Annotated in this window: 20 protein-coding genes and 1 riboswitch; of the genes, 8 read left to right on the top strand and 12 right to left on the bottom strand. The window is 45.2% G+C overall.

Features of this window, described 5'->3' with window-relative positions; genetic code table 11:
• Window positions 1-4 precede the first annotated feature (4 nt).
• The 3 genes from BXY41_RS07620 to pepT all read left to right on the top strand — a co-directional run bounded on the left by BXY41_RS07620 (window position 5) and on the right by pepT (window position 6,089).
• Window positions 5-3,835 (top strand): TIM-barrel domain-containing protein, encoded by a 3,831-nt coding sequence (locus BXY41_RS07620; protein ID WP_104436220.1) that lies wholly within the window; start codon window positions 5-7, stop codon window positions 3,833-3,835.
• Window positions 3,836-3,938: 103 nt separating this feature from the next.
• Complete coding sequence (gene pgmB, locus BXY41_RS07625) at window positions 3,939-4,589, top strand: beta-phosphoglucomutase (protein ID WP_104436221.1); 651 nt, start codon at window positions 3,939-3,941, stop codon at window positions 4,587-4,589.
• A gap of 273 nt (window positions 4,590-4,862) precedes the next feature.
• On the top strand, window positions 4,863-6,089 hold the full coding sequence (gene pepT, locus BXY41_RS07630) for a peptidase T (RefSeq protein ID WP_104436222.1): 1,227 nt from the start codon (window positions 4,863-4,865) through the stop codon (window positions 6,087-6,089).
• A gap of 91 nt (window positions 6,090-6,180) precedes the next feature.
• Here pepT and sufU read toward each other — a convergent pair whose 3' ends face one another.
• The 5 genes from sufU to sufC are packed head-to-tail and all read right to left on the bottom strand — an operon-like array spanning window position 6,181 to window position 11,086.
• Window positions 6,181-6,621, bottom strand: coding sequence for a Fe-S cluster assembly sulfur transfer protein SufU (gene sufU / locus BXY41_RS07635; protein WP_104436223.1), 441 nt, complete (start codon window positions 6,619-6,621; stop codon window positions 6,181-6,183).
• Window positions 6,611-7,837 carry a cysteine desulfurase gene (locus tag BXY41_RS07640; protein ID WP_104436224.1) on the bottom strand — a complete coding sequence of 409 codons (1,227 nt, stop codon included), beginning with the start codon at window positions 7,835-7,837 and terminating at the stop codon, window positions 6,611-6,613. The genes sufU and BXY41_RS07640 overlap by 11 nt, the downstream gene beginning before the upstream one ends.
• The gene (locus tag BXY41_RS07645) at window positions 7,815-8,900 is read right to left on the bottom strand and encodes a SufB/SufD family protein (protein ID WP_104436225.1); all 1,086 of its coding nucleotides are present in this window, start codon (window positions 8,898-8,900) and stop codon (window positions 7,815-7,817) included. Before BXY41_RS07645 ends, BXY41_RS07640 begins: the two co-directional genes overlap by 23 nt.
• Window positions 8,901-8,916: 16 nt before the next feature.
• Entirely contained in the window at window positions 8,917-10,335 is a 1,419-nt protein-coding gene (sufB, locus tag BXY41_RS07650; RefSeq protein WP_104436226.1) for a Fe-S cluster assembly protein SufB, read from the bottom strand.
• Window positions 10,322-11,086: a Fe-S cluster assembly ATPase SufC gene (gene sufC / locus BXY41_RS07655; protein ID WP_104436227.1), complete on the bottom strand. Its 765-nt coding sequence runs from the start codon at window positions 11,084-11,086 to the stop codon at window positions 10,322-10,324. The genes sufB and sufC overlap by 14 nt, the downstream gene beginning before the upstream one ends.
• Window positions 11,087-11,314: 228 nt before the next feature.
• Window positions 11,315-11,429, top strand: a riboswitch (FMN riboswitch).
• A gap of 165 nt (window positions 11,430-11,594) precedes the next feature.
• Here sufC and ribD point away from each other — a divergent pair.
• The 4 genes from ribD to ribH are packed head-to-tail and all read left to right on the top strand — an operon-like array spanning window position 11,595 to window position 15,026.
• On the top strand, window positions 11,595-12,701 hold the full coding sequence (ribD, locus tag BXY41_RS07660; protein WP_104436228.1) for a bifunctional diaminohydroxyphosphoribosylaminopyrimidine deaminase/5-amino-6-(5-phosphoribosylamino)uracil reductase RibD: 1,107 nt from the start codon (window positions 11,595-11,597) through the stop codon (window positions 12,699-12,701).
• The gene (gene ribE, locus BXY41_RS07665) at window positions 12,682-13,329 is read left to right on the top strand and encodes a riboflavin synthase (protein WP_104436229.1); all 648 of its coding nucleotides are present in this window, start codon (window positions 12,682-12,684) and stop codon (window positions 13,327-13,329) included. Before ribD ends, ribE begins: the two co-directional genes overlap by 20 nt.
• Before the next feature lie 10 nt (window positions 13,330-13,339).
• Complete coding sequence (locus BXY41_RS07670) at window positions 13,340-14,539, top strand: bifunctional 3,4-dihydroxy-2-butanone-4-phosphate synthase/GTP cyclohydrolase II (RefSeq protein ID WP_104436230.1); 1,200 nt, start codon at window positions 13,340-13,342, stop codon at window positions 14,537-14,539.
• Between the two features lie 19 nt (window positions 14,540-14,558).
• A complete protein-coding gene (gene ribH / locus BXY41_RS07675) occupies window positions 14,559-15,026 on the top strand; it encodes a 6,7-dimethyl-8-ribityllumazine synthase (protein ID WP_104436231.1) in 468 nt (155 codons plus the stop codon).
• A 64-nt stretch (window positions 15,027-15,090) separates the two neighbouring features.
• Here ribH and BXY41_RS07680 read toward each other — a convergent pair whose 3' ends face one another.
• From BXY41_RS07680 to BXY41_RS07690, 3 genes are read right to left on the bottom strand one after another with little or no spacing between them, the layout of a single operon-like run.
• Window positions 15,091-16,098 (bottom strand): ATP-binding cassette domain-containing protein, encoded by a 1,008-nt coding sequence (locus tag BXY41_RS07680; protein WP_104436232.1) that lies wholly within the window; start codon window positions 16,096-16,098, stop codon window positions 15,091-15,093.
• Window positions 16,095-16,796 carry a GTP-binding protein gene (locus BXY41_RS07685; RefSeq protein WP_104436233.1) on the bottom strand — a complete coding sequence of 234 codons (702 nt, stop codon included), beginning with the start codon at window positions 16,794-16,796 and terminating at the stop codon, window positions 16,095-16,097. The genes BXY41_RS07680 and BXY41_RS07685 overlap by 4 nt, the downstream gene beginning before the upstream one ends.
• Entirely contained in the window at window positions 16,793-18,046 is a 1,254-nt protein-coding gene (locus BXY41_RS07690; RefSeq protein ID WP_104436234.1) for an ABC transporter substrate-binding protein, read from the bottom strand. Before BXY41_RS07690 ends, BXY41_RS07685 begins: the two co-directional genes overlap by 4 nt.
• A gap of 200 nt (window positions 18,047-18,246) precedes the next feature.
• On the opposite strand from BXY41_RS07690, the gene BXY41_RS07695 reads away from it, so the two are divergent.
• The gene (locus BXY41_RS07695; RefSeq protein WP_104436235.1) at window positions 18,247-19,113 is read left to right on the top strand and encodes an EFR1 family ferrodoxin; all 867 of its coding nucleotides are present in this window, start codon (window positions 18,247-18,249) and stop codon (window positions 19,111-19,113) included.
• 61 nt (window positions 19,114-19,174) lie between these two features.
• On the opposite strand, the gene eutC is transcribed toward BXY41_RS07695, so the two are convergent.
• The 4 genes from eutC to BXY41_RS07715 are packed head-to-tail and all read right to left on the bottom strand — an operon-like array spanning window position 19,175 to window position 24,074.
• Window positions 19,175-19,945, bottom strand: coding sequence for an ethanolamine ammonia-lyase subunit EutC (gene eutC / locus BXY41_RS07700; RefSeq protein WP_104436236.1), 771 nt, complete (start codon window positions 19,943-19,945; stop codon window positions 19,175-19,177).
• The gene (locus tag BXY41_RS07705; protein WP_104436237.1) at window positions 19,946-21,313 is read right to left on the bottom strand and encodes an ethanolamine ammonia-lyase subunit EutB; all 1,368 of its coding nucleotides are present in this window, start codon (window positions 21,311-21,313) and stop codon (window positions 19,946-19,948) included. It abuts the gene before it with no gap.
• Window positions 21,314-21,325: 12 nt separating this feature from the next.
• Window positions 21,326-22,654, bottom strand: coding sequence for an ethanolamine permease (gene eat / locus BXY41_RS07710; RefSeq protein WP_104436238.1), 1,329 nt, complete (start codon window positions 22,652-22,654; stop codon window positions 21,326-21,328).
• A 28-nt stretch (window positions 22,655-22,682) separates the two neighbouring features.
• Window positions 22,683-24,074: an ethanolamine ammonia-lyase reactivating factor EutA gene (locus BXY41_RS07715; protein ID WP_242980098.1), complete on the bottom strand. Its 1,392-nt coding sequence runs from the start codon at window positions 24,072-24,074 to the stop codon at window positions 22,683-22,685.
• Window positions 24,075-24,360: the final 286 nt, after the last annotated feature.

Consider the following 24,360-nt stretch of genomic DNA (forward strand, 5'->3'; position numbering starts at 1 on the left):
CAGTATGAAACAGATAAAACGTTTTCTATCATTAAGTTTAGTATTTGCCTTATTATTTACCGCCTTATGGCCGGCCGCCCAGCCGGTGACGGCCAGGGCGGCAGTATCTGCTTTAGGCAATGTCATTGGCGCACAGGTAAATGGAAGCACGCTGTTCCTTACTGTGGACAGCGGTTCCTCCTCGGCGGACAAATTAACGCTGGAGGTTTGTGATGAAGACATTCTGCGGGTAAACTACCAGCCTGACGGAGCCCCTTCCAGTAAACAAACCCCCATCATTGATCCTGATCTGAAATGGGACGCAAGTGCTGCTGTCATCAATACGTCTTCCGATCCCATAACTATAAAGACGGACGAAATGCAGGTAGAAATCAACAAAAAGCCCTGCCGTATGACGGTTAAAAAGGCCGATGGGACTACCCTTTTTTGGGAACCTCAAAGCGGAGGCGTTTCCCAAGGAAGCGTTCGTTTTGTCCGTCAGGATTCTTCCAACCTATATGGAATTCATAGCTTTGACTGTTTTGAAGAAAATGGCAATCTGCTTCGTAATGACAATTCGAAGGCGGCCAGGGCAGGCCAGCAGGGGAATTCAGGCGGCCCCTTCCTCTGGTCCACAGCAGGCTATGGTCTGTTAGTAGATTCGGACGGCGGCTATCCCTATACCAATTCCAAGGATAAGAAAATGGAATTTTACTATGGAGGAACTCCGGAGGAAGGTCGCAGATATGAAAAAAACAACCTGGAATATTACATTTTGCTGGGAGAGCCCAAAGAGATTATGAAAGGTTATTCCAAGATTACCGGAACCTCTCCCATGCTTCCCAAGTGGGCACAGGGATTTTCCAACTTTGAGTGGGGTATCAATGAGAAGGAAATGATGGAAATGGTTGATACCTACCGGGCAAAGAACATTCCCCTGGACAGCTATGCTTTTGACTATGACTGGAAGCTTTACGGGCAGGACAACTATGGGGAATTTAAATGGAACACAGGGAATTTTCCTTCTGCCGGAAGCGGAGCCTTAAAAAACATAATGGATGCAAAGGGAGTGAAAATGATCGGCATTACCAAGCCGCGAATTGTAACAAAAATAAACGGCGGAAAAGCTACCGTCCAGGGCCAGGAGGCAGAAAAGAACGGGTATTTCTATCCGGGGCACAATGAATACGTGGATTATTTCTATCCAGTTACCGTACGCAGCATTGATCCTTACAAACCCGGTGAGCGGGCCTGGTGGTGGAACAACTCCATTGACGCATTTAACAAGGGTATTGTGGGCTGGTGGAATGATGAAACCGATAAGGTTTCATCTAATGGGGCTGAGTACTGGTTCGGAAACTTTAATACTCTTCATCTTGCCCAGTCCGTTTATGAGGGACAGCGGGAATATACCAAGGATAAGGTACGTGTTTGGCAGACAGGCAGAAACTACTATCCGGGTACCCAGCGCTATGCCACCAGCATATGGTCGGGAGACGTTGGCGCCCAGTTTTACAAAGGGGAGCGGGTTAACTGGGCCGCCGGCTTAAACGAACAGAAGGCAGCCATGCTCTCTACCATAAACAACGGACAGCCTAAATGGGGTTCAGATGGCGGTGGTTTTAATCAAAATTCCGGACATATTGAAAACCCTAGTCCAGAGCTTTACACCCGTTGGCTCCAGTTTGAATCCGTTGTGCCTATTTTCCGGGTGCACGGCAATGTAAACCAGCAGCGCCAGCCCTGGTTTTACGGCTATACGGCAGAAGAAAATGTAAAATCAGCCATTCATTTACGCTATTCTCTGCTGCCTTACTTCTATTCCTATGAAAGAGAGACATATGAAAGCGGTCTGGGTCTGGTACGCCCGCTGCTGTTTGACTATCCCAAAGATGACAAAGTAAAGGATTACTCCGATGCATGGATGGTGGGTGACTGGCTACTTACGGCTCCGGTTACCGAGCGGGGGCAGTCCTGCAAGTGGATTTACCTCCCAGAGGGGAAATGGATTGATTACAACAGGGGAACTACTTATCATGGCGGTCAGTATATTCCATACAGCCTGGATACCCAGTCCTGGTCCGATCTGCCTCTTTTTGTGAAGGAAGGAGCCATTATCCCTTCACAGGATGTACAGGATTATGTGGGACAGAAGAAAACGGAGCGGGTTTTCGTAGATATATTCCCCTCTCCCCAGAAGACGGAATTCCGGTATTATGATGACGATGGCCTTACTTATGACTACGAAAGCGGAAAATATTTCTCCCAGACCATATCCAGCCAGGATAATTCCGGCCAGATTCAGGTTGGCATATCCGCCAAATCCGGAAGCTACGCAAACGGTGTGGATTACTATTATCTGGCTGTACATGGCAATGCTGCCGGACAGGTGACGAAAAATGCTGCCCAGTTGCAGGAATACGCCGACTTAAATGCCCTTATTTCCGCTAACGGCGGGGGATTTGCAAAATCCAGGGACATTTACGGGGAAGTTACTTATATTAAAACCCAGGCAGGTCTCTTAAATACAGAGACACTGGTTTTATCAGGCAACACACCAGTCTCTCTTCCTAATCAGAAATACGAGGCAGAATATGCTTCTCTTTCCGGTAAAGCAGTGGCAGACCAGCCGAAGGTAAGCAAGGATCACGCAGGATTTTCCGGTACTGGTTTTGTAAATGGTATGGAAAGATCCCAGGCAGCAGTAACATTTTATGTCAAGGCTGCAAATCCGGGGGATTATGAGGTGACCCTGCGTTGCGCAAACGGTGCAAAGACTGCAAAAACCTTATCCGCATACGTCAACGGCACATACTGCGGCCAGGCGGACATCGCTTCTACCGGAAGTTTTGATTCCTGGGAAGATGTGAAAGTTCTCCTTCCACTTACTGCGGGCAGCAACAGCATTACCTTCAAATACAATCCTGATGCAGGGGATACAGGCTTTGTAAATATTGATTACCTGGCGGTTCCCTTTGAGCCGGGACGCATAGTAGTAGAAGCGGAAAATTCCCCTCTTTACGGGACTGCAAAGACAAACCAGAATCATTGGTTCTACAGCGGCAGCGGTTTTGTGGATTCTATGGGTTCCCAGAATGCGGAAGTGGCTTTTGAGGTCGATGCAAAGCAGGGAGGGACCTATCATGCAGATTTCCGTTACAGCAACGGGAACCCAGGTACAAAGGATTTAAATTTATATGTAAATGGAACCTATGCAGGCAACCTGAAATTTGCCGGTGTAGACGGAAGCTGGAACAGCTGGCAGACCGTAAGTACAAATCTGGCGCTTTCCCAGGGAAGAAACCGAATTTCTCTTCGCTATGATGCAGGTAATACCGGCAACATCAACCTTGACAAGTTGACCCTGTCCACCTCCGATTCCGGCGCTTATCCGGAAAATCTTCTGGACAATGGTGATTTCGAACGTCCCGATCCCTATCCCTCCAACTGGACGGAGTGGCATCCGAACGGCCAGGCTCTAGCTTATGGTGTTGATTCCGGGTCCGGCATGAATCCGCCGGAATCTCCGCTGAAAGGCGAAAGACGGGCATATTTTTACAATGCATCCGCTTATAAGCAAAGCATTCACCAGAAGCTTAAGGTGGAAAAAGGAAGCTATCGGGTAGAAGCCTTTGTAAAGGTGGAAAATACATCTCCGGACGTGGGACGCATGGAGATCACAAGCTACGGCGGCAATGAGGTTTATGTGGATATGCCGAAGTCTGGCAGCGGGTGGCACAGAATAGAAGCCGGCAACGTTCAGGTTACAAGTGGTACCATTGACGTTGGATTCTATTGTTCTTCCAATGGCAGTACCACGGTACACATTGATGATGTAAGGCTGTATAAAAATTAACAATCAGTAGCGGCGGCACATGAGGAAGGTCTTGGGAAAAGACTTCTGATGTGCCGCTGGCATTGTAAGCATGTGAGATTGAAATAACAATTTGGAGGGTGAAATGGAGAATTCGAATTTGATAAAAGCGGTTATCTTTGATCTGGATGGCGTAATCATTTCCACGGATGAATACCACTACCTTGCCTGGAAACGTCTGGCTGATGAAACAGGACTATATTTTGACCGAAATATGAATTCTGCCCTGCGGGGGGTCAGCCGCTTGGAAAGCTTAAACATTATATTATCCCGCCAGGGCCGTCAGATGTCCGAGACGGATAAATTACAGCTGACGGATAAGAAAAACAGCTACTATAAAGAGTATCTGGAACATTTAACCCCCGCTTCCCTTACAGAGGATACGGCAAATGCCTTAACTAGTCTCCGTAAGCATGGATACTTGTTAGCCATTGGATCTTCCAGCAAAAATGCACGGCTGATTCTGGATCGGATTGGCTGCGGCACTTATTTTGATGTGGTTGTGGATGGCAATGATATCAAACGCTCCAAGCCGGACCCGGAGGTGTTTGAGCTGGCAGCAAAGCATCTGGGGGTTTTTCCGGAGAATTGTATCGTGGCGGAAGATTCTGAGGCCGGAATTGAAGCGGCGGCTACCTGCGGAATGAGGACGGCGGCTGTAGGGTATGCGGCAAAGATAAGGTGCGGGGATTGGAATTTTGACAAGCTGTCAGAACTTGCAAAGAAAATAGTGTGAAGGATGGAAAGGCAATACCAATAATTCTGAATTGATTGCAGTGAATGATGAAATACAATAGAAACCGACGATACAAATATGGTTTTTTCAGGCTACGTAGACATTAAAAGTCCCATATGGTATAATAAGGAAATCCAAATGGTCCTTTCTGGTATTTTTTCCGGATGATACGGAGAATACTACCTGAATATACAGAACCTTCAGGAGAACTGGACCCCGGCTAAAATCCTACATGCCGTTACCAGAAAAATATTGAAAAAGAGGCGATTAACAATGTCAGAAGTGATCAATCATTTTTTAAAATATGTATCCTATGATACCCAGTCAAAGGATGAGGTTGACGCTGTTCCAAGTACTTCTAAGCAGCGGATACTTGCGGAAGAACTGGTAAAAGAACTGCAGGCCATGAAGGCTGCAGATGTAAGAATTGACGAGCGCAGCTATGTTTATGCTACCATTCCGGCTACCATGGACAAAGCAGTCCCTGTACTGGGATTTGTCGCACACATGGATACCTCTCCAGCCTACTCAGGCGCCGATGTAAAGCCGCAGATCGTAAAGAATTACGATGGTAAGGATATTCTGATGAATGCGGATACAGGACTTACCATGAGCCCGGAAGACTTTCCGGATTTATTAAAATATATCGGGCAGGATATTATAACTACAGATGGGACAACCCTGTTAGGAGCAGATGACAAGGCCGGTGTGGCTGAGATCATGACTATGGCGGAATACTTACTTGCCCATCCGGAGATTCCTCATGGAACCATCCGGATCGGATTTACACCGGATGAAGAAGTGGGCAGAGGCGCAGATTTCTTTGATGTGAAAGGATTTGCCGCTGATGTTGCTTATACCGTGGACGGCGGTGGGTTAGGAGAGCTGGAGTACGAAAATTTCAATGCTGCTTCTGCCAGAGTTTTAATCCATGGATCCAGTATCCATCCCGGTTCTTCCAAAGGAAGAATGAGAAATGCACTTTTAATGGGTATGGAATTCCATAACATGCTCCCGGCTGCTGAAAACCCTATGTATACGGAAGGGTACGAAGGATTCTACCACCTGGATTCCATGACCGGAAGCGTGGAGGAAGCCAGACTGGATTATATTATCCGTGATCACAGCAAGAAGAAGTTTGAAGATAAGAAAGAATTTATGACCCGTGTGGCAGATTATTTAAACCACAGATATCAAAGCGGGACAGTAGAGCTGATCTTAAAAGACAGCTATTTTAACATGAAGGAAAAGATTGAACCCCATATGTACCTGATCGATATTGCAAAGACGGCAATGGAAGATCTGGGAATTGAGCCGCTTGTTACTCCGATCAGAGGCGGTACAGATGGAGCACGCTTATCCTATGAAGGACTTCCCTGTCCAAACCTTTGCACCGGCGGTTACAATTATCATGGGAAATTTGAATTTATCCCGGTTCAGTCCATGGAAAAGGTTGTGAAGCTACTTCTTAAAATTGTTGAAAAGTTTGCTGAAAAGTAATTTTATAGAATAAAATTTAAAACGTCCGGAATCGGTTTTGATGGTATACTGCCAAAACCAATTCCGGACGTTTTTTTGCTGTATCATTCGTTTATTTTGCGGTTTCCGGTTCTTCAAGGATTCCCATTAATGTATGCCATGGAAGGACAGCACACTTAACCCTGCCTGGCATATGGGAGATTCCCTTCAGGGCAATCGCTTCCTCAAGTGAATCCAGCTGCTTATCATCTGATATTTCTCCTTTTATCATCCCCAGAAAGGTTTTAAGCAGATTCTGAGCCTCTTCAACCGGTTTTCCAAGAATGAGGTCAATCATCAGTGACGCGGACGCCTGGGAAATGGCACAGCCTTCTCCAGTGAATCCGGCATCTTCAATAATTCCATCCTTCACCCGCAGCTCCAGAACAATGTCATCGCCGCAGCTGGGATTGATTCCTTCCAGACTGGCTGTCGCCTCTGATACCTTGTGGCGGTTTTGACTGGAACGGCTGTTTTCCACAATAATCTGATTATATAAAGCATTAAGCTCCATAACCCATCCACCTCCTTACCTGTTTTAAGCTGTTTAAAAATACCGAAATATCTTCCTCTGTATTGTAGATGGCAATGCTTGCCCGGACACAGGAGCCAATTCCCAGATATTCCATTAATGGCTGGGCGCAGTGATGACCGGCACGGACTGCGATTCCTTCAGAATCCAGAATGGTTGCAGTATCATGGGGATGAACACCGTCCACATTAAAGGAGATAACCCCAAAACGGTCACGGCTGTCTGTACTGCCGTATACAGTGACATAGGGCAGAGCATTCAGCCCTTTCAGCATCTGGTCCATCAGAGCGTGCTCATGATTACGGATCGTCTCCCAGCCTATGGAATTAATATATTCCATGGCTGCCGCAAGGCCTGCTTCGCCGCCTACATTTCTCGTTCCCGCCTCGAACCGGCGTGGGACTTCTGCATAGGAAGCGGTCTGTTCATGGACGCTTGCAATCATATCACCTCCGCTTAAAAACGGGGGCATTTTCTCAAGCAGTTCTTTTTTGCCATATAAAACACCGATACCCATGGGAGCATACATCTTGTGTCCGGAAAATGCTGCAAAATCTACTCCCAGGTCTTGGACGTCAACCGGCATGTGGGACACACTCTGAGCACAGTCTAAAACCACTGCAGCGTCATATAAACGGGCGCGTTCCACAATGGATTTTACCGGCGCTTCCGTTCCAAGTACATTTGATACATGGGCAATGGCAATCAGCCTTGTGCGCGGGTTTATTTTCTGATCCAGTTCTTCCTCTGTAATCCGCCCGTCCGGTCCTGGATAGAGATAAACCAGCTTGGAACCGGTCAGCTTTGCAACTCTCTGCCAGGGAACCAGGTTGCTGTGGTGTTCCGCCACGGAGATAAGAATTTCGTCTCCTTTTTTTAAGAACTCCATACCGTAGCTGTAAGCGATCAGATTAAGAGCTTCTGTAGCATTCTGGGTGAAAATAATTTCCTCCGGGCCGGCATTTATAAAGCGGGCCGCAGTCTGCCTGGCGTTTTCATGAATATCCGTGGAACGGACGCCCAGGGTGTAAACACCTCTGTGGGGATTGGCATTATCCATGCGATAATAATCATCCACTGCTTTTAAAACGGAAAGAGGCTTGAAGGAAGTCGCTGCGTTATCTAAGTATATCAGTCTCTTTCCATTTTCCGGTACGGAAAGAATGGGAAACTGATCACGAATCGGTTTCATGTTCATCAAGCCTCCTTTCAATGACATTTAAAATCTCCATTCGCAGATCATCCGGAGTTATTTTATGAAGAACAGGCATAAAGCGGGCTTCTACCAGCATACGCTTTGCCTCCATCAGGCTAAGCCCTCTGGAGCACAGATAGTAGAGATGTTTTTCATCAAACTGGCCTAAGCTGGCTGCATGCTGGCCTTCCACAGCTTCTTCTCCGCACAGGATTAAGGGAACGGTCCTGTTTCTGGCGCTGGGGCTTAGCAGAAGCACGGTTTCATTTTCGTGCCCCACAGAGTGTGCGCATCCTGCCTTAAAATCAATGGTTCCTCTTAAAATCTTGCTGCTGGAGCCTGCAAGAACTCCGGCTGTATGCATTTCACTTTCCGTTTCTCTGCCGGCGTGGCGGGCAATGTCATTGAAATCATAAATCTGTTCCTTATCAGTAAAGTATGCAGTATCCTGTTGATAGCCGCCTCCCTGACCCTCCAGATGAGCCAGAGAACCGCATGCCGCTGTTTTTCCTCCCAGGACGGCCCGAACGAGTTCTACCCTGGCACCTTTTCCAATGCGTGCACCTACGGAATCAAAGCTCTGGCTGTTTCGCCCAAGCAGCTGGACAGAAATCAGACGGACAACGGAATTTTCCTGCGCATCAATCTGTGTTAAGCTTCCAAGAACGCCGTCTTTTGCGTCCCCCCGATTAATCTGAATTACTGTGATATTACTTCCTGGCTTTGCGTTTATGGCATAATGGGCTCTGATAACCGGATGGGTAAGGTCCAGAGTCTGGGTGATAATAACAGGTTCACCGGCGGGTCCTTCTGCCAATAAGTAGCAGGTTTTGTCTGCACGGCTCAGGATAAACTCATCCATCCATTCACCCATCCCGCTTGGAATTGCGGCAATTTCTTCCGGAATACGGTCCATAAGACTGATTCCATGAGGAAGAACACCATCATAAGGGAGGTGGTCTCCCTGTGAATATTCCCTGTCAGGAGGCAGTGCTTTTTTATCCAGCCAGTTTACCCCTGTCCGGTTCCAGGTAGGAACCGGGAGCCGATTGATTTGTGTATTCATGTTTGTATTCCTCCTTTCAGCCGATGCTTCCCTTCATTTCAAGATGAATGAGATTATTCATTTCTACTGCATATTCTAACGGCAGTTCCTTGGCAATGGGTTCTGCAAACCCGCCTACGATTAAAGCCCTGGCATCATCCTCGGACAGACCGCGGCTCATTAAGTAGAAGATTGCGGATTCGCTGATTCTGCCGATTTTTGCCTCATGGCCGATATCTGCCTGATTGCAGGAAATATCCATCACCGGTATGGTGTCGGAACGGGAAATACTGTCAAGCATCAGTGATTCACAGGAAACGGCTGATTTGCTGCCTTTGGCATTTTCCGTAACAGTTACCAGGCTTCGAAACGTGGAATTGCCTCCATCCCTTGATATGGATTTCGTGGAAATGTGAGAGGTGGTATCCGGTGCGGCATGAAGTACCTTTGCACCTGTATCCAGGTTCTGGCCTTCTCCTGCAAATGTGATGCCTGTAAACTCCATACGTGCCTTTTTCCCTTTTAAAATGCTCATGGGGTAAAGATAGGAGATATGAGATCCGAACGATCCGGAAATCCACTCCACGGTTCCTCCTTCCTCTACCGAAGCGCGCTTTGTATTCAAATTGTACATATTCTTTGACCAGTTTTCGATGGTGGAATAGCGGAGTCTTGCATTTTTACCCACATACAGTTCCACGCAGCCTGCGTGAAGGTTTGCGACGTAATATCTGGGAGCAGAGCAGCCTTCTATGAAATGAAGATAAGCGCCTTCCTCCACAATAATCAACGTATGTTCAAACTGACCGGCTCCCGGTGCATTAAGCCTGAAATAGGACTGCAGGGGAATATCAACCGTAACTCCGGCCGGCACATAAACAAAAGAACCTCCGGACCAGACCGCTCCGTGAAGAGCCGCAAACTTGTGGTCGGACGGAGGAACCAGTTTCATAAAATGCTTTCGTATCATTTCACTGTAAGGACCTGTAAGAGCGCTTTCTATATCCGTATAGACCACGCCTTTTGAAGCAACTTCTGCCCGGACATTGTGGTAAACCACTTCGGAATCGTACTGTGCCCCTACACCTGCCAGTGATTTTTGCTCTGCTTTAGGAATTCCAAGACGCTCAAAGGTCTGTTTGATATCATCCGGCACATCGGACCATTTCGCTTTCATGGTTGATTTGGGACGGACATAAGTAACAATCTGATCCATATTCAGCTCGTCAAGGGAGGGTCCCCAGGAAGGCAGCGGTATTTCTTTATAAGTATTTAATGATTTAAGGCGGAACAGACGCATCCATTCCGGTTCGTTTTTTTCCTTTGATATCTGGTTCACTATCTCCGCAGTAATACCGGAGTCCGTAAGAAAGGCCGGGTCCAGCCTGTCTTTCACATCATAAATGGTGCGGTCGGCCTGGTCGACTCTGGTTTTTTCCTGTTTAAAGTCTTTCATGGATTAAAGCCTCCTTTCCCAGAACGCCAAATCCCTCCTGCGTGATTTTTGAAATCAGCTCCCGGCCGCCGGTATAGGCTATTTTGCCTCCTTCCAGTACATGTACCACATCCACGTCAAGACCTTCTAAAATTCTGGCATTATGTGTAATGATGAAAAGCCCGTTTTTCCGGTTTTTAAAGGCACGGATCCCTTTTGTAACGGTACGGACTGCATCCACATCAAGACCGGAATCCGTTTCGTCTAAAAGAGCCAGCTTTGGCTGAAGCATAAGAAGCTGTAGAATTTCCGTTTTCTTTTTTTCACCGCCGGAAAAGCCAACATTTAAGTACCGTTCCGCATAACTGGGATCCATATCCAACGCTTTCATCTGTTCTTTCAGTTCCTTTTTAAACTGCAGGATCTTTGGGGGACGTTTTTCAAGGGAGCCTTTCGCTGTGCGAAGAAAATCTTCCAAAGTGACACCTGGAATCTCTTCCGGAACCTGGAAAGAGAGAAAGACACCGGCTTTTGCCCGCTCGTCTGCTTTCATTTCTGTAATATCCTTCCCATCTAAAAGAATCTGCCCGCTTTCAATCTGAAACCGGGGATCCCCCATAATGGCAGATACGAGAGTGGATTTACCAGTTCCGTTTGGTCCCATAAGGACATGAAGTTCTCCCGAACCTATGGTAAGATTAATGCCGTTTAGTATTATTTTATCTTCCACAGAAACAATTAAATCTTTAATTTCAAGTAATGAATGACTCATATATTAATCAACCTCCTTTATTCCCCAAATGGGAATTTAATGGTTAGTATTTACTAACATTTCTTTGTGTTTTCATACTATACCAAATCAGTATGAATTGCAAGCATGATTTAAATTTTTTTATAATAATAGTGAGGATTTTGACGTTTCAGAACAGTTCACAGGAGGGATTTTCACTTTTTCACTTGACATTTATTCCATGGGGGAGTATTATAACCCCAATTGAACAACAATCTTCAGGGCAGGGTGTAATTCCCTACCGGTGGTATAGCCCACGAACCGCAAGGTATGATTCGGTGTAACTCCGAAGCCGACAGTAAAGTCTGGATGAAAGAAGATGATGCAGTTTTTTCATATTTATGATATATCTGCTGATTAACACGCTCTGGAATGATCATTTCATTTCAGAGCTTTTTGTGTTGATGGCCATAAACAATGGATGGATTGCAAAAAAAATGCCCTGAACCCTGTGTTCAAGGCATTTTTTTTGAATGAAAGGTGGTGTGATATGGACGACATGGAATGTATGGCTATGGCCCTGGAGCTTGCAAAAAATGGATGTGGCTTTGTAAATCCCAATCCAATGGTTGGAGCAGTCATTGTAAAAGATGGCAGGGTGATTGGCACTGGGTACCATGCTAAGTTTGGGGCTCCCCACGCAGAAATTAATGCCCTCGCCAGTTGTGAAGAATCTCCGGATGGAGCAACTCTTTATGTGACACTGGAACCCTGCTGCCATTATGGAAAGACTCCTCCCTGTACAGAAGCTATTTTAAATGCAGGAATCCGAAGAGTCGTGGTTGGAAGTTTGGATCCTAACCCTTTGGTCAAAGGAAAGGGGATTAAACAGCTGCTGGAAAAAGGAATTGATGTCACAGAAGGAATACGAAAATCAGAGTGTGACAGGCTCAATGAAGTGTTTTTCCATTTTATCCAGTCGGGAAAACCATATGTTGTCATGAAATACGCCATGACCATGGACGGAAAAACAGCGGCATATACAGGCGACTCCAAATGGATAACCGGTAACGCTGCAAGGGAAAACGTACAGAAAGACCGGCATCGTTACAGTTCCATAATGGTGGGGATTGGAACCGTTATGGCAGATGATCCCCTTCTTACCTGCCGGACGGAGGGAGGTCGCAACCCCCTTCGCATTATCTGCGATACAAAACTAAGTCTTCCGCTTACATCAAAGATTGTGGCGACTGCAAATGAGGTTCCGACTTTAATCGCAACATCCTGTAGCGATCTCCAGGCACTGCAGGCCTATGAAAACGCTGGATGCCGGATACTCTCGGTTAAACAGACAGATGGACATTTGGATTTAACAGAGCTCATGACAAAGCTTGGTGAAGAAAAAATTGACAGCATATTGCTGGAGGGCGGCGGTACTCTTAACTGGTCAGCATTGCAGGCAGGAATCGTAAACAAAGTGCAGACTTACATTGCGCCAAAGCTTTTTGGCGGATCAAACGGGAAATCACCAGTTGCAGGACTTGGTGTGCCCAGTCCAAAAGATGGCTTTCTTCTCACAAACACTGCAGTGTCCTATTGGGGCGAAGATATATTAATTGAAAGCGAGGTAATGTCTGATGTTTACAGGAATTATTGAAGAAACAGGCGTACTGAAGGAATTAAAAAAGGGGGCTCAGTCCGCTTCGCTGACCATACAGGGCAGGGTAATTTTCGATGATCTGGCAATTGGGGACAGTGTGGCAGTAAACGGCGTATGCTTAACGGCAGCCAGTCTTTCTTCTTATACGTTCCAGGCGGATGTAATGCATGAGACCTTAAGCCGTTCCTGTTTTGGAACGCTGCATCCTGGTGATTTTGTTAATCTGGAACGTGCAATGGCAGCTGACGGACGTTTTGGCGGACACATTGTCTCTGGTCACATCGACGGAACAGGTAAGATAATATCTGTTCGAAGAGATGACAATGCCATCTGGTACACCATTGCCGCTGACAGTAAGGTCCTCCGTTATATCGTAGAGAAGGGCTCCATTGCAGTGGATGGCATCAGCCTCACAGTGGCATCCGTAAATAATACGGGGTTTTGTATTTCTGCTATCCCTCATACAGTAAAATCCACCACTCTTTCATATAAAAAAGCTGGTGATCCGGTTAATCTGGAAAATGACCTTATAGGAAAATACATGGAAAAATTTTTATTATCATCACCAGATAAACCGCAGCCCAGCGGTATCACAAGAGAATTTTTAACGAAATCTGGCTATTAGGAGGAGTAAGATGTTTGAATATAATACCATAGAAGAGGCACTTAAATGGCTTCAGCAGGGAAAAATCATTCTTGTAACAGACGATGAGGGACGGGAAAATGAAGGCGATTTCATTTGCGCCGCCCAGTTTGCCACCACCGAAAATATTAACTTTATGGCTACCCATGGGAAAGGGCTGATCTGCATGCCCATGAATGAAGAATTGTGCCGCCGCCTGGATTTGCCCCAGATGATTTCTGAAAACACCGACAATCATTCCACTGCCTTCACTGTGTCCATAGATCATGGGGATACCACAACCGGGATCTCTGCAGCAGAGCGATCACTGACTGCGATAAAATGTGTGGAGGATTCAGCCAAAGCAGAAGATTTCCGTCGCCCTGGTCATATGTTTCCACTGCTTGCAAAACGAAACGGAGTGCTGGAGCGTGGGGGGCATACGGAAGCCACCGTGGATCTCATGCGTCTGGCAGGGCTGAAAGAATGCGGACTTTGCTGCGAGATCATGGGGGAGGATGGTACCATGATGCGGACTCCTGAACTGATAAAGCTGGCTAAAACGTGGAAGATTCCCTTTATTACCATTGCTGCATTGCAGGAATACCGCAAAAAACACGACAAACTGGTGGAGCAGACCTCAATCAGCGATATGCCTACAAAATATGGAGATTTTAAAGCTTACTGCTTTGTAAATCAATTAAACGGGGAACATCATGTCGCTCTTGTCAAAGGCGAAATCGGTGACGGAGAAAACATCTTGTGCCGTGTTCATTCTGAGTGCCTGACCGGAGATGCGTTCGGCTCTATGCGCTGTGACTGCGGACAGCAGCTTGCTGCCGCCATGACCCAGATTGAACAGGAAGGCAGAGGCATACTCCTTTATATGCGCCAGGAAGGCAGAGGCATCGGACTGGTTAACAAACTGCGGGCCTACGCTCTGCAGGACAAAGGCATGGACACTCTGGAAGCTAACCTTGCGTTAGGATTTGAAGGCGATCCCAGAGAATATTACATCGGCGCTCAGATATTGAGGGAATTGGGAGTTAAAACCCTGCGCCTGCTTACCAATAACCCGGATAAGGTGTATGGTCTGTCTGGCTTCGGTATGGAAATTACAGAACGGGTTCCAATACAGATACCGGCAAATGATCATGATTTGTTTTATTTAAAAACCAAGCAAAATAAAATGGGACACATTTTACACTATTAATCATAAAGGAGAATTTTAAATGAAAGTTTTTGAAGGAACACTGGTATCAGAGAAAATCCGGATCGGCATTGTAGCCGCACGTTTCAATGAATTTATAACATCAAAGCTTCTGGGCGGCGCTGTGGATTGTTTAAAACGACATGGAATCAGTGAGGAGGATATGGAAGTAGCATGGGTACCCGGAGCATTTGAGATCCCACTGATCGCTTCCAAGATGGCAGGCAGCGGTAAATATGATGCTGTCATATGTCTGGGAGCGGTTATCCGGGGCAGCACCACTCATTACGATTACGTTTGCAGCGAAGTCTCCAAGGGCATTGCTCAGGTATCCTTAAGCAGTGGAATTCCGGTCATGTTTGGAGTCCTGACGACAGAAAACATTGAGCAGGCAATTGAGCGTGCCGGAACGAAAGCAGGCAACAAAGGGTTTGACTGCGCAGCAGGAGCCATTGAGATGGTTAATTTAATCCGCGGGATACAGGCTTAAATCAGAAAGAAAATCCTCCAATACAGGCTGTTGGAAACCTGATTGGAGGATTAACAGAATCTTTTTAATTTGCCAGCAGGTCGGGAGAAAGTGTATTTCCTGACCGGAGTTCCTGGCGTGCGGTCTGGATAAGGGAATCCATTTTTTCCAACTTATCAAGCAGTTGTTTTTCTTCCTCACTGGTATAAATCACATGATTAATACCTCCATTTTTAATAACAATCCGCTTGTCCGCCATTAATGCAAGAAGGGGATCGTGGGTTGCCATCAATACGATCTTATCTGATGTCACAAGAAGTTTTAATGCCTTTTTCCGGTCGATTCCGGCATTTTCAATTTCATCAATCAGGACAATGGGAGAGGAGCTTAATATGGCAGTATCTGCAATCATTAGAGCTCTGGACTGTCCTCCGCTTAAGCTGGTAACCGGTGTGGAAAGTTCAAATTTTTCTCCTGCCAGATCATTGGCTGCGGCAATAATCCGGTCTATTACAGACTGGGGATCCTGAACCATACGGCTTTCCGCATGCATCCGCAAAAAGTCAACGACCGTTAAGTCCATAACAAAGTTCATGTTCTGGGAAAGCTGGGCCACCAGCTTGTTATTTGAGGAGTAACGCCACTTCATATCAGGGACTTCGCCGTTGATTAAAATACTGCGTCCGGTAGGAGTGTCTTTTTGAGCCGTCCATTCGATATCTGCTAAAAGCCGGCTTTTTCCTGAACCGGTAGGACCCACTATGGATATAATCTGGGATGTTTCCACGGTCAGTTCCTTAAATCCTTCCACTGTTCCCGATTTATCGTGACCTGGTAAAATGGTCAGAGAATGCACCAGCCGTTCATTTTCCATTCCCAAAAACTGACGCATCTGATCCAGATACACAGGCAGGTCAGACAAAAGCTTTGCTTTATCAATCGCCTGATCTTCCAGTTCTTCCTCGGAGAAATGATTTAAAAATTCCTCAAATGTCTGATCTTCAAAACCAGCGATTGTAAGCTTATTTTGTTCAAAATATGCAGCAGCAAACGGATATTCTGCCAGCAGTTTTTTTATGCTTATAGTTGTCATTTTTTATCACCGCCTAAATCAATTTTCTTTACATTACCCATCTGATAGGCTTCTCCTATTCTTGTTTCGCCAAGACAATAGGAGCACAGGGCGGAAGGCATGGGGAAACGAAGCTGCATTCCCTGAACAGTCTGTATGTTCTGGTTTTCATCATAAAGAAGACTTGCCAGTTCGTAAGCTCCCTGTCCGGTTAACCCATTAACATGCATGGTAATGGCTCTTGGGTTGACAGAGCTGACACAGGAAGCAAATACCTCCCGTTCTGCCTGAGAAACGATATCTCCTTTGGTAATCACCACGAAATCGGCGGCTTTTAACATGGGGCCGATTTTTTTAGGTGTATTAATGCCGGATAAGTTATCGATCACACAGACTCCCTTTACCTCTTTTAAATACGGGGAACAGCGGTTACAAAGACCTGCCGATTCCGTAATAAGCAGATCAAGCTTTTCTTCATTTCCCCAGTTAACCACCTCTTCAATATTAGAAGCGAAGAAGTGATCCGGGCATAAAGCGCCGGATAAGCCCTTTTTCACAGGGATTCCCGCTTTTTCATAGGCAACGTCGTCGTCTGTATAAAGACAGTCAAATTTCACCACGCCCACTTTAATGTTCTTATCACGAAAGGATGAAATTGTTTTTAAAATGACCGATGTCTTACCGGAAGAGGGCGGACCTGAAAATACAATCAGATTCATAAGAACTCCTTCTGAGCGGCTGCAAAGAACAGCTTTTCTATTTTTTTAATTAATTCTCCAATGTCATTGTTGTGTATAAAATCCCAGCCGATCCACATGAAATTCTGGTCAGGTTTCAGCTGATTGTCCACCATGGGATTGGTAGAAGGAAATTTTCCGTTGGAGGAAAGAATATCTCCAATCTCTTTTGAATATAAAAGATCAACGAAAGGTTTTACCTTATCCTTATTCTTTGATTTCGCCAGCAGGAAAATCGGACTGATTATGGCTCCATCCTTTGGCCACACCGGGCGCATAGGGCTTTTCTCATCTGTCATGCTTGCAAAGAAATAGGGTGCAACTGTAATGGCGGGAATCTTATTTCCATCCTTTAACTTATGGGATTTAATCATCTGAGCCGGATGCATGCTCTGTAAGAGGGCTTTCCCCATCTTTTCGATTCCTTCTTCCCCATAAAAGCGGTAGATGTGAAGCAAAAATGCATTAAACATATCCAGATCCTTCATGGGAAGGCTGATGCTGTTTTCAAACTCCGGCTTCATTAAATCTGCCCAGCTCTCAGGGAAAGGGCGGTCTCCTAATACATTGGTGTTAACCATGAAAACTGCAGGAACAATTCCGATGATGGCATACTGGTTTTTGGGGTCCTTCAGTGATAAGTTCTCATTATCAAGATCAGGGTTTAAATGCTCCATACCGGAAAGATCTTCAAATACGCCTAAATCCTGATAACCGCCAATCATCTTTTTATCAAAGAATAAATCAAAACCAGCGGAAAGATAAAGGTCTGACAGACCGTCAGGATCTCCATCTGCTAAAATAACCCGATCCTTTACATCATCAAGTCCCAGGTTTGCAGATTTTAAATGATACTCTACTTCATATCCAAGGGAGTCCTTATTTTCCTCAAGCCAGGATTCGAATTTTTCTAAAAGAGGAATACGGATGGGGCAGGGCAGTACGCCCTCGATACGGATATCCCCTTTATTCTCTGATTGTGCAGGAGTGAGACCGTCCGTCAGGCTGGGCGCCTTCTGATCGATTACTTCCTCCAGTTTCTTTATAAATAGTTCCTGGTTTACCTTTCTCATAGCCAATGCTGTTTCTAAAGAAATGGTTTTACCAAGAGTTCTGCGCATAACAGGATTGCTTAAATTCTCAAAACCATTGGCAATAAATACTTCAATGGTTTCCGGATAGGTTTCCGTGATATGAAAGATCGTATCAGAAGCTTTAAAATAATTTGACATAATGTTTCCTTTCTCTATGTTAATGGTAAGTTGGTTTCTGAAATTACGTTTATCATATCATAGTTTCTCTGTTTTGTTTGTTGTAAAAACAACTTATTTTAATTAGTTTTGATATTATTTCTTGTTAAGGCACTATCTTTTTTATCACCCAGATAGTATGATGAATTCATAAAAATTTGATTCGCAGAGGGGGAATACCATTGTTAAAACCAAAAAAAATCACCCTGGCTTATTTTTCAGGGACTGGTTGTACAAAAGAAGTCTGTCTGTGTTTCGCGCAACAATTGGTAAAGAAGGGGTTGGAAAGCAAAACCATCAGTCTGGAAAATCATGATCCGGGAAATTTAAAACCGCCGGATTTACTGGTGATATTTTCACCTGTATATGCCTTCCGCCTGGCTTCCATTACTGAAAAATGGGTCAAAGGGCTTCCCAAATCCAGCCGTACCATGGTTGTGATCGTACCGGTGTCCGGAGGAGGGGATATCTCACCGAATACAGCCTGCACCATTTTTTGCAGACGGATGTTAAAGAAAAAGGGGTATCATCTGATCTATGAAAAAATGATTGTAATGCCGTCTAATTTTGGTACCAATGCGGGAGATGAAATTAATCATCAATTAATACGCATATTGCCGGAAAAAACAAAAGTGATGATTGAAGATATTCTGAACGGTGAGCATCATTTTCTGATGGCAAAACCCCAGGACCGATTCCTTGCAATGCTTGGAAAAGGAGAGCATCTGGGTGCAAGATTTTTCGGCGCTTCCATCCATCCCTCTTCACAATGCACTCACTGTGGGAAATGTTCGCAAAAATGCCCGACCCGGAACATTAAAATGGATCAGGGAATTCCCAAATTCGGCTTTCGTTGTATTTTGTGCCTAAGATGCATCTATTCCTGTCCGGTTCATGTTCTGAAACCGAAAATTTTAACCTCTGCAGTTTTAAAAGACGGTTTTCATGTACAGAAGTATAAAAAACAGGAGTCAGACGACATGAGTCTGAAACAGACTGAGTTTCATTTAAAAGGTGCCTGGAAGGGCGTTAGTGACTATTTGCAATAAGCCAGAAATCAGGCGGGGTATGAGTTCCTTTTAAGGAATCCGTACCCCGCCTGGTTTGTATTTATAATTTTAAATCGATTCCGCTGGTTTTTGCTTCCATCATTGCATCCACAATTGAAATAATCTGTGCACCAGCTTCTACCGGGGGCATTCCATTCTTATGGATGTTCGAGACCACCGTTCTCTGGGATTCCGGCTTTTTCGTACTTGCTTCATATGCCATATAGGCACTTAAGCTTTCTCCGGTTGCAAGACCAGGTCTTTCTCCTATGAGAATAATGGTGATTTTCGCATGTAATGCTTCACTGATCCGGTCCATAGTGGCAACCCTTGCAAATTTAACAAAGATTGGATCACCTGTGGTATAGCCCTTTTCTTTCAGTCCATCCATAAGCATGGGATAAATATCCGGAAGATTACTGGTAATTGCAGGAGAACTAAGACCGTCACCGGCGATAATCTGCACATCTGCATCGTGTCTGCAGTTTTCCGTGATTATTTTCAGGGTTTCATCGGAAAAACGTCTTCCAAGATCCGGCCTTGTTATATATTCATCTTTATTTTTGCATAAACTCTCAACCTTTAAAAATCCCAGCTGATCCACCACTTTTTCATCCACCTCTGACCAGACTGCATCCATGGCGACAGCATGATCAGCACGGAATCGGAGATAGGTTTCCGTTTTCAGCCTGGTCCCAGCCTTACCCACACAGATTCTTGCAGCCGTAGTCTTCTTTAAACTGACACAGGATTGAAGGTCTGCCGGCTGGTTTATTGTTACCCGTTCTGTTAAATCAAGAGAAGAGATATCCCTTACAAGATCCTGATCCATTTACTTCACCTCCTGTGTGAAAACAGAGGGATCACCGGCGCGTTCCGTCAGTTGTCCGTCTTCCATAATACCCAGTTCCTCCATGCGTTTTTCAAATTCCCTCATGGGGCGTTTTCCGCTTGTTTCCCGAAAGGCTGCCGCGTCATGATAACTGGATGACTGATACATCAGCATAATATCATCCCCTGCCGGTATTCCCATTACATAATTGACACCGGCGCTGGCAAGGAGGACTCCTAAGTTTTCCAGGTCATTCTGACTGGCTTTCATATGATTGGTATAACAGACATCACAGCCCATGGGAATACCGGTGAGTTTTCCCATAAAATGATCTTCCAGTCCAGCCCGGATTACCTGAGCTCCGTCATATAAATATTCCGGTCCGATAAAACCTACTACGGTATTGACGCAGTAAGGGTGGTAACGCTTGGCAAATCCATAGCACCGTGCCTCCATTACCAGCTGATCCGCATCGTGATGACCTTCTGAGGAAAGTTCAGACCCCTGACCTGTTTCAAAGTACATGAAGTTGGGACCTTTGGAGCTTTTCTTTTCCTTCATCAGCTCATAAGCCTCATCCATTAAGGCAGTGCTGATTCCAAATGCCGTATTGGAGATCTGTGATCCGGCAATGGATTGAAACATTAAATCCATTGGGCTGCCTTTTTTTAAAGCCTCCATCTGGGTGGTCACGTGGGAGAGAACGCAGTTCTGAGTGGGGATCTGCCATTGATCCATAAAATCACGGAAAGCCCGCAGAATTTTATCCGTTTGCTCCACCGTATCTATGGCAGGATTTAAACCAATCAATGCATCGCCGTTTGCATAGGAAATTCCTTCAAAGACAGATGCCATAACCCCTTCAAAACTGTCTGTGGGATGATTGGGCTGCAGCCTGGAGGCAAGGGTTCCCGGAAGACCGATTGTTGTATTACAGGTTGCCGGAACAATCAGTTTTTTAGAAGCCACAATAATGTCAAGATTACTCATCAGCTTTGTCACACCTGCTATTACCTCTGCAGTGAGACCATCACGAATTTCTTCAATGGCAGCAGCAGGAGAGGCCAGAATAAATTCCCTTAGTTCTCCAAGGGTTATGGATTTGATTTTTTTATAGGCCTCCTCATCCACTCCATCCTGAATAACTCTTGTAACTTCATCAATTTCATAATCAACTACGGGATGATTGCGTAAATCAGAAACGGATAAATCGGCAAGTACAACTTTGGCAGCAATGCGTTCTGCTGCATCTGCTGCGGCAATTCCAGCCAGTGTGTCACCGGATTTTTCTTCATTTGCTTTTGCCAGGACTTCCCTGACGGATCGAAATTCGTAGGTTTTACCGAATAATCTTGTCTTTAATTTCACCGTTCCGGCCTCCTATGCTTCCATTTCATTTTCTGTGGATACAAATCCATTTGCAAAAACCTTGTCTTTTATAAGATAATAAAGAATAGCAGCTGCATAAACAATGGCAGCCAGGGACAAAAGAGAGGCCTGAGAAACCACGAGGGCAACTACGACTACCGCACAGGTAATTGCTGCAATGGTTGGAATCAGGGCGGATTTTAAACGGTATGGACGTGCCAGTGCCGGCTCTTTTTTCCTGAGAACAAACCAGGAGGCAATGGATAAAACTGCCATTACTGACGAGCCGATGCAGGAGAAAACAACCAGGCTGCCTACATTTCCGGTGATTACAAAGAAGAGACCAATCAGGCTGGTGCTCACAAGAGCAAAAACCGGAGTACCATTTTTATCAAGATTTGAAAGCGCTTTTGGAAGATAACCGCTTCTGGACATGGCGTATGCCTGCCTGGAATATCCGATCATAATTCCATGGAGACTGGCAGCCAGACCGAATAATCCAAAAAATCCCACTAATTTTACAAGGAATGAATTTTCCCCATAGACTTTTGACAGAATCGCCGGAAGTGGGTTATCGGTGGAGGCAACCGCCGATAAATCCGTGGCAGAGTTTCCGGCAGTGACAATAAGGACAGCAACTGCCATAACAACCAGTGCGCCGATTCCGGATATAAATGCTTTTGGTATGTCTTTTTGCGGATTTTTACATTCTTCCGCCCCCATTGCTCCTGACTCCACAGCCAGATAAAACCAGACCACAAATGGAATGGCAGCAAATATGCCATGCATACCGTTCATGGAAGCTCCAGAAGAGAACAGGCCGTGTACATCTACGGTTGGAATTCCAAGGATAAAATAAACAGCTACTCCAAGAATCGCCACTGCCGTAACAATCACGCTGACGATGGCGGCAGACTCAATTCCCTTGATATTGATAAATACAAAGATACAAAAGGCAGTGACAGCGGCGATATTTGCCGGGATAACAGGAAGCAGTCCATGAACATATGCACCAATGGAAAGTGCAATTCCTGGTGTTGCAAAGATATACTCAAGGAGTATGGAGAAACCAGCTATAAAACCGGCGAACTTGCCGAATGATTTTTCTGCATATGCGGTTGGACCAGCTGCAGACGGGATGGCCGTTGCCAGCTCAGAGTAACAAAAGACAAATGAGACATAAAAAAGTGTAACGATAAATGTTGCGATTAAAGCTCCTGTAAAATTAGTCTTTTCAAACAGGTAATTCCAGCCAAAATACATACCGGATACAACTGCACCTACAATAATCGCCCATAGCTTAACCGGTGTAAGAGCTTTGTTCAAATTTTTTTCTTCCATAATGGAATCCTCCTGATTTTTCATGTTTTTATTGATACACTAATGTTTTAATCACAACGGGGACTGCGCTTCCAACCGGTGATCCGATATCTATGTAATCACCGGCTTCAAACTGGATCTGATCCAGGCAGATAACCGGTTTGCTGCACGTTGTATGAATCCGGATCATCTGACTCAGTGCTTTTGCAAAGTCTTCTTTTAAAAGCACAATTACAGGACTTTTTAATCCCTCATAAAGTCTGGCAATCTGATCTGCAAGAAGTTTAAGTTCTCCGTATCCGGGACTTTTTTTCCCCTTTATACTCACTGCAAGAACCTCATCCCCGTAAAGCTCCATAAGAGGTCTGGTACTTCTGAATACATCATCCCACTGGCTGGCAGCTGCCGGGCATTTTACTATGGGAATATTTCGCATAGGTAAAATAGAAGGTTCAACACCTACCGTACTTCCGCTGACGGACAGAGAGTGGCTTCCTGCTCCGATAACAGTTGCCCTTATTTTTTCCTCTGGAATGATAAGTCTGCTCTTATAGGGGGCAAGAGCCTGAGTAATTTTACTTCCAAGTAAAGGACCGATGTCTCCATACTGAAACCATTCTGCCTGGTCTTTCCTTTCGTTTGATGATCCCACGTATTCGCCCACTCCACCGGATATGGATATGAAATCAAGATTCTCCGGAATGGTGAAATCTGTGATGTATAGCGGGAGAGTATCCTCATTCATTTCACGTAATCCCAGTGCCTGAAGGCAGCTGTCTGCCAGATAAGTGCAAAAACGTTCCAGCACTTTGATATCAGCAGTTTCCCCCTGTCTGATTGCCAGCTTATGACTGGTAATTATATGGAGAATCCGGTCTGAAATATAGGTTACGTTGCCAGTATCATCCAGTTTAATCAGCCGTCCCCCAATGTCCATTGCAAAGGAATCTGTACAGATACCACTGTCAAATACAGCCGCATTTAAGGTTCCCCCGCCGATATCCAGGTTAATGATTCTTCTGCTCTTTCTTTTTGATTCTTCGCTGATTCCGGCTCCCCTTCCGGCTAAAACCGCTTCCAGCCTTGGGCCTGCGGTAGCAACAACAAAATCACCCAGGTACTCTGATAACCAGATGTTTACCTGCCGGGCATTTTCCTTTCTGGCTGTTTCCCCCGTAATGATAACGGCCCCGGTTTCTATGTTCTCTTTATCAATTCCACTTTCTTTCATAGCCGCCTTTACCCGTTTCCGGATCTGTTCAAAATCTATGGTATCTTTTGAAACAAGTGGTGTGAAGATAACCGGACTTCGATAGATAACCTCAGTCTCTTCGATTTTTGTCGTTGGAAGAAGGGAAGACCCCAGTCTGGTTGAGATCTTAATATTACTGATAATAATTTCCGTTGTACTGGTTCCTATATCCACGCCAATACTGTACAACCATATATACCTCCTTCCGGCAGCTTCATGAAACGTACGAACAAATAAAAAAGACGAAGGGAATTTCCTTGCAGGAAACGTCTTCGTCTTTCATATTTCGTATGAAGTTTTTTATATTAACAATTAATATAAGGACTTTGTATTCATTTGTCAACAGATAAATGAAAAAGTTTTTATATCGTTAGAATCTTAAGTGGGAAAGAAAAACACATTGTGCAATATGCACATGACATTTGTCATATAGATGAGCCGTATAGTGATATATGCATAAATATTATTGACTTTC

The sequence above is a fragment of the Lacrimispora xylanisolvens genome (assembly GCF_002934545.1).
GTDB lineage: Bacteria > Bacillota > Clostridia > Lachnospirales > Lachnospiraceae > Lacrimispora > Lacrimispora xylanisolvens.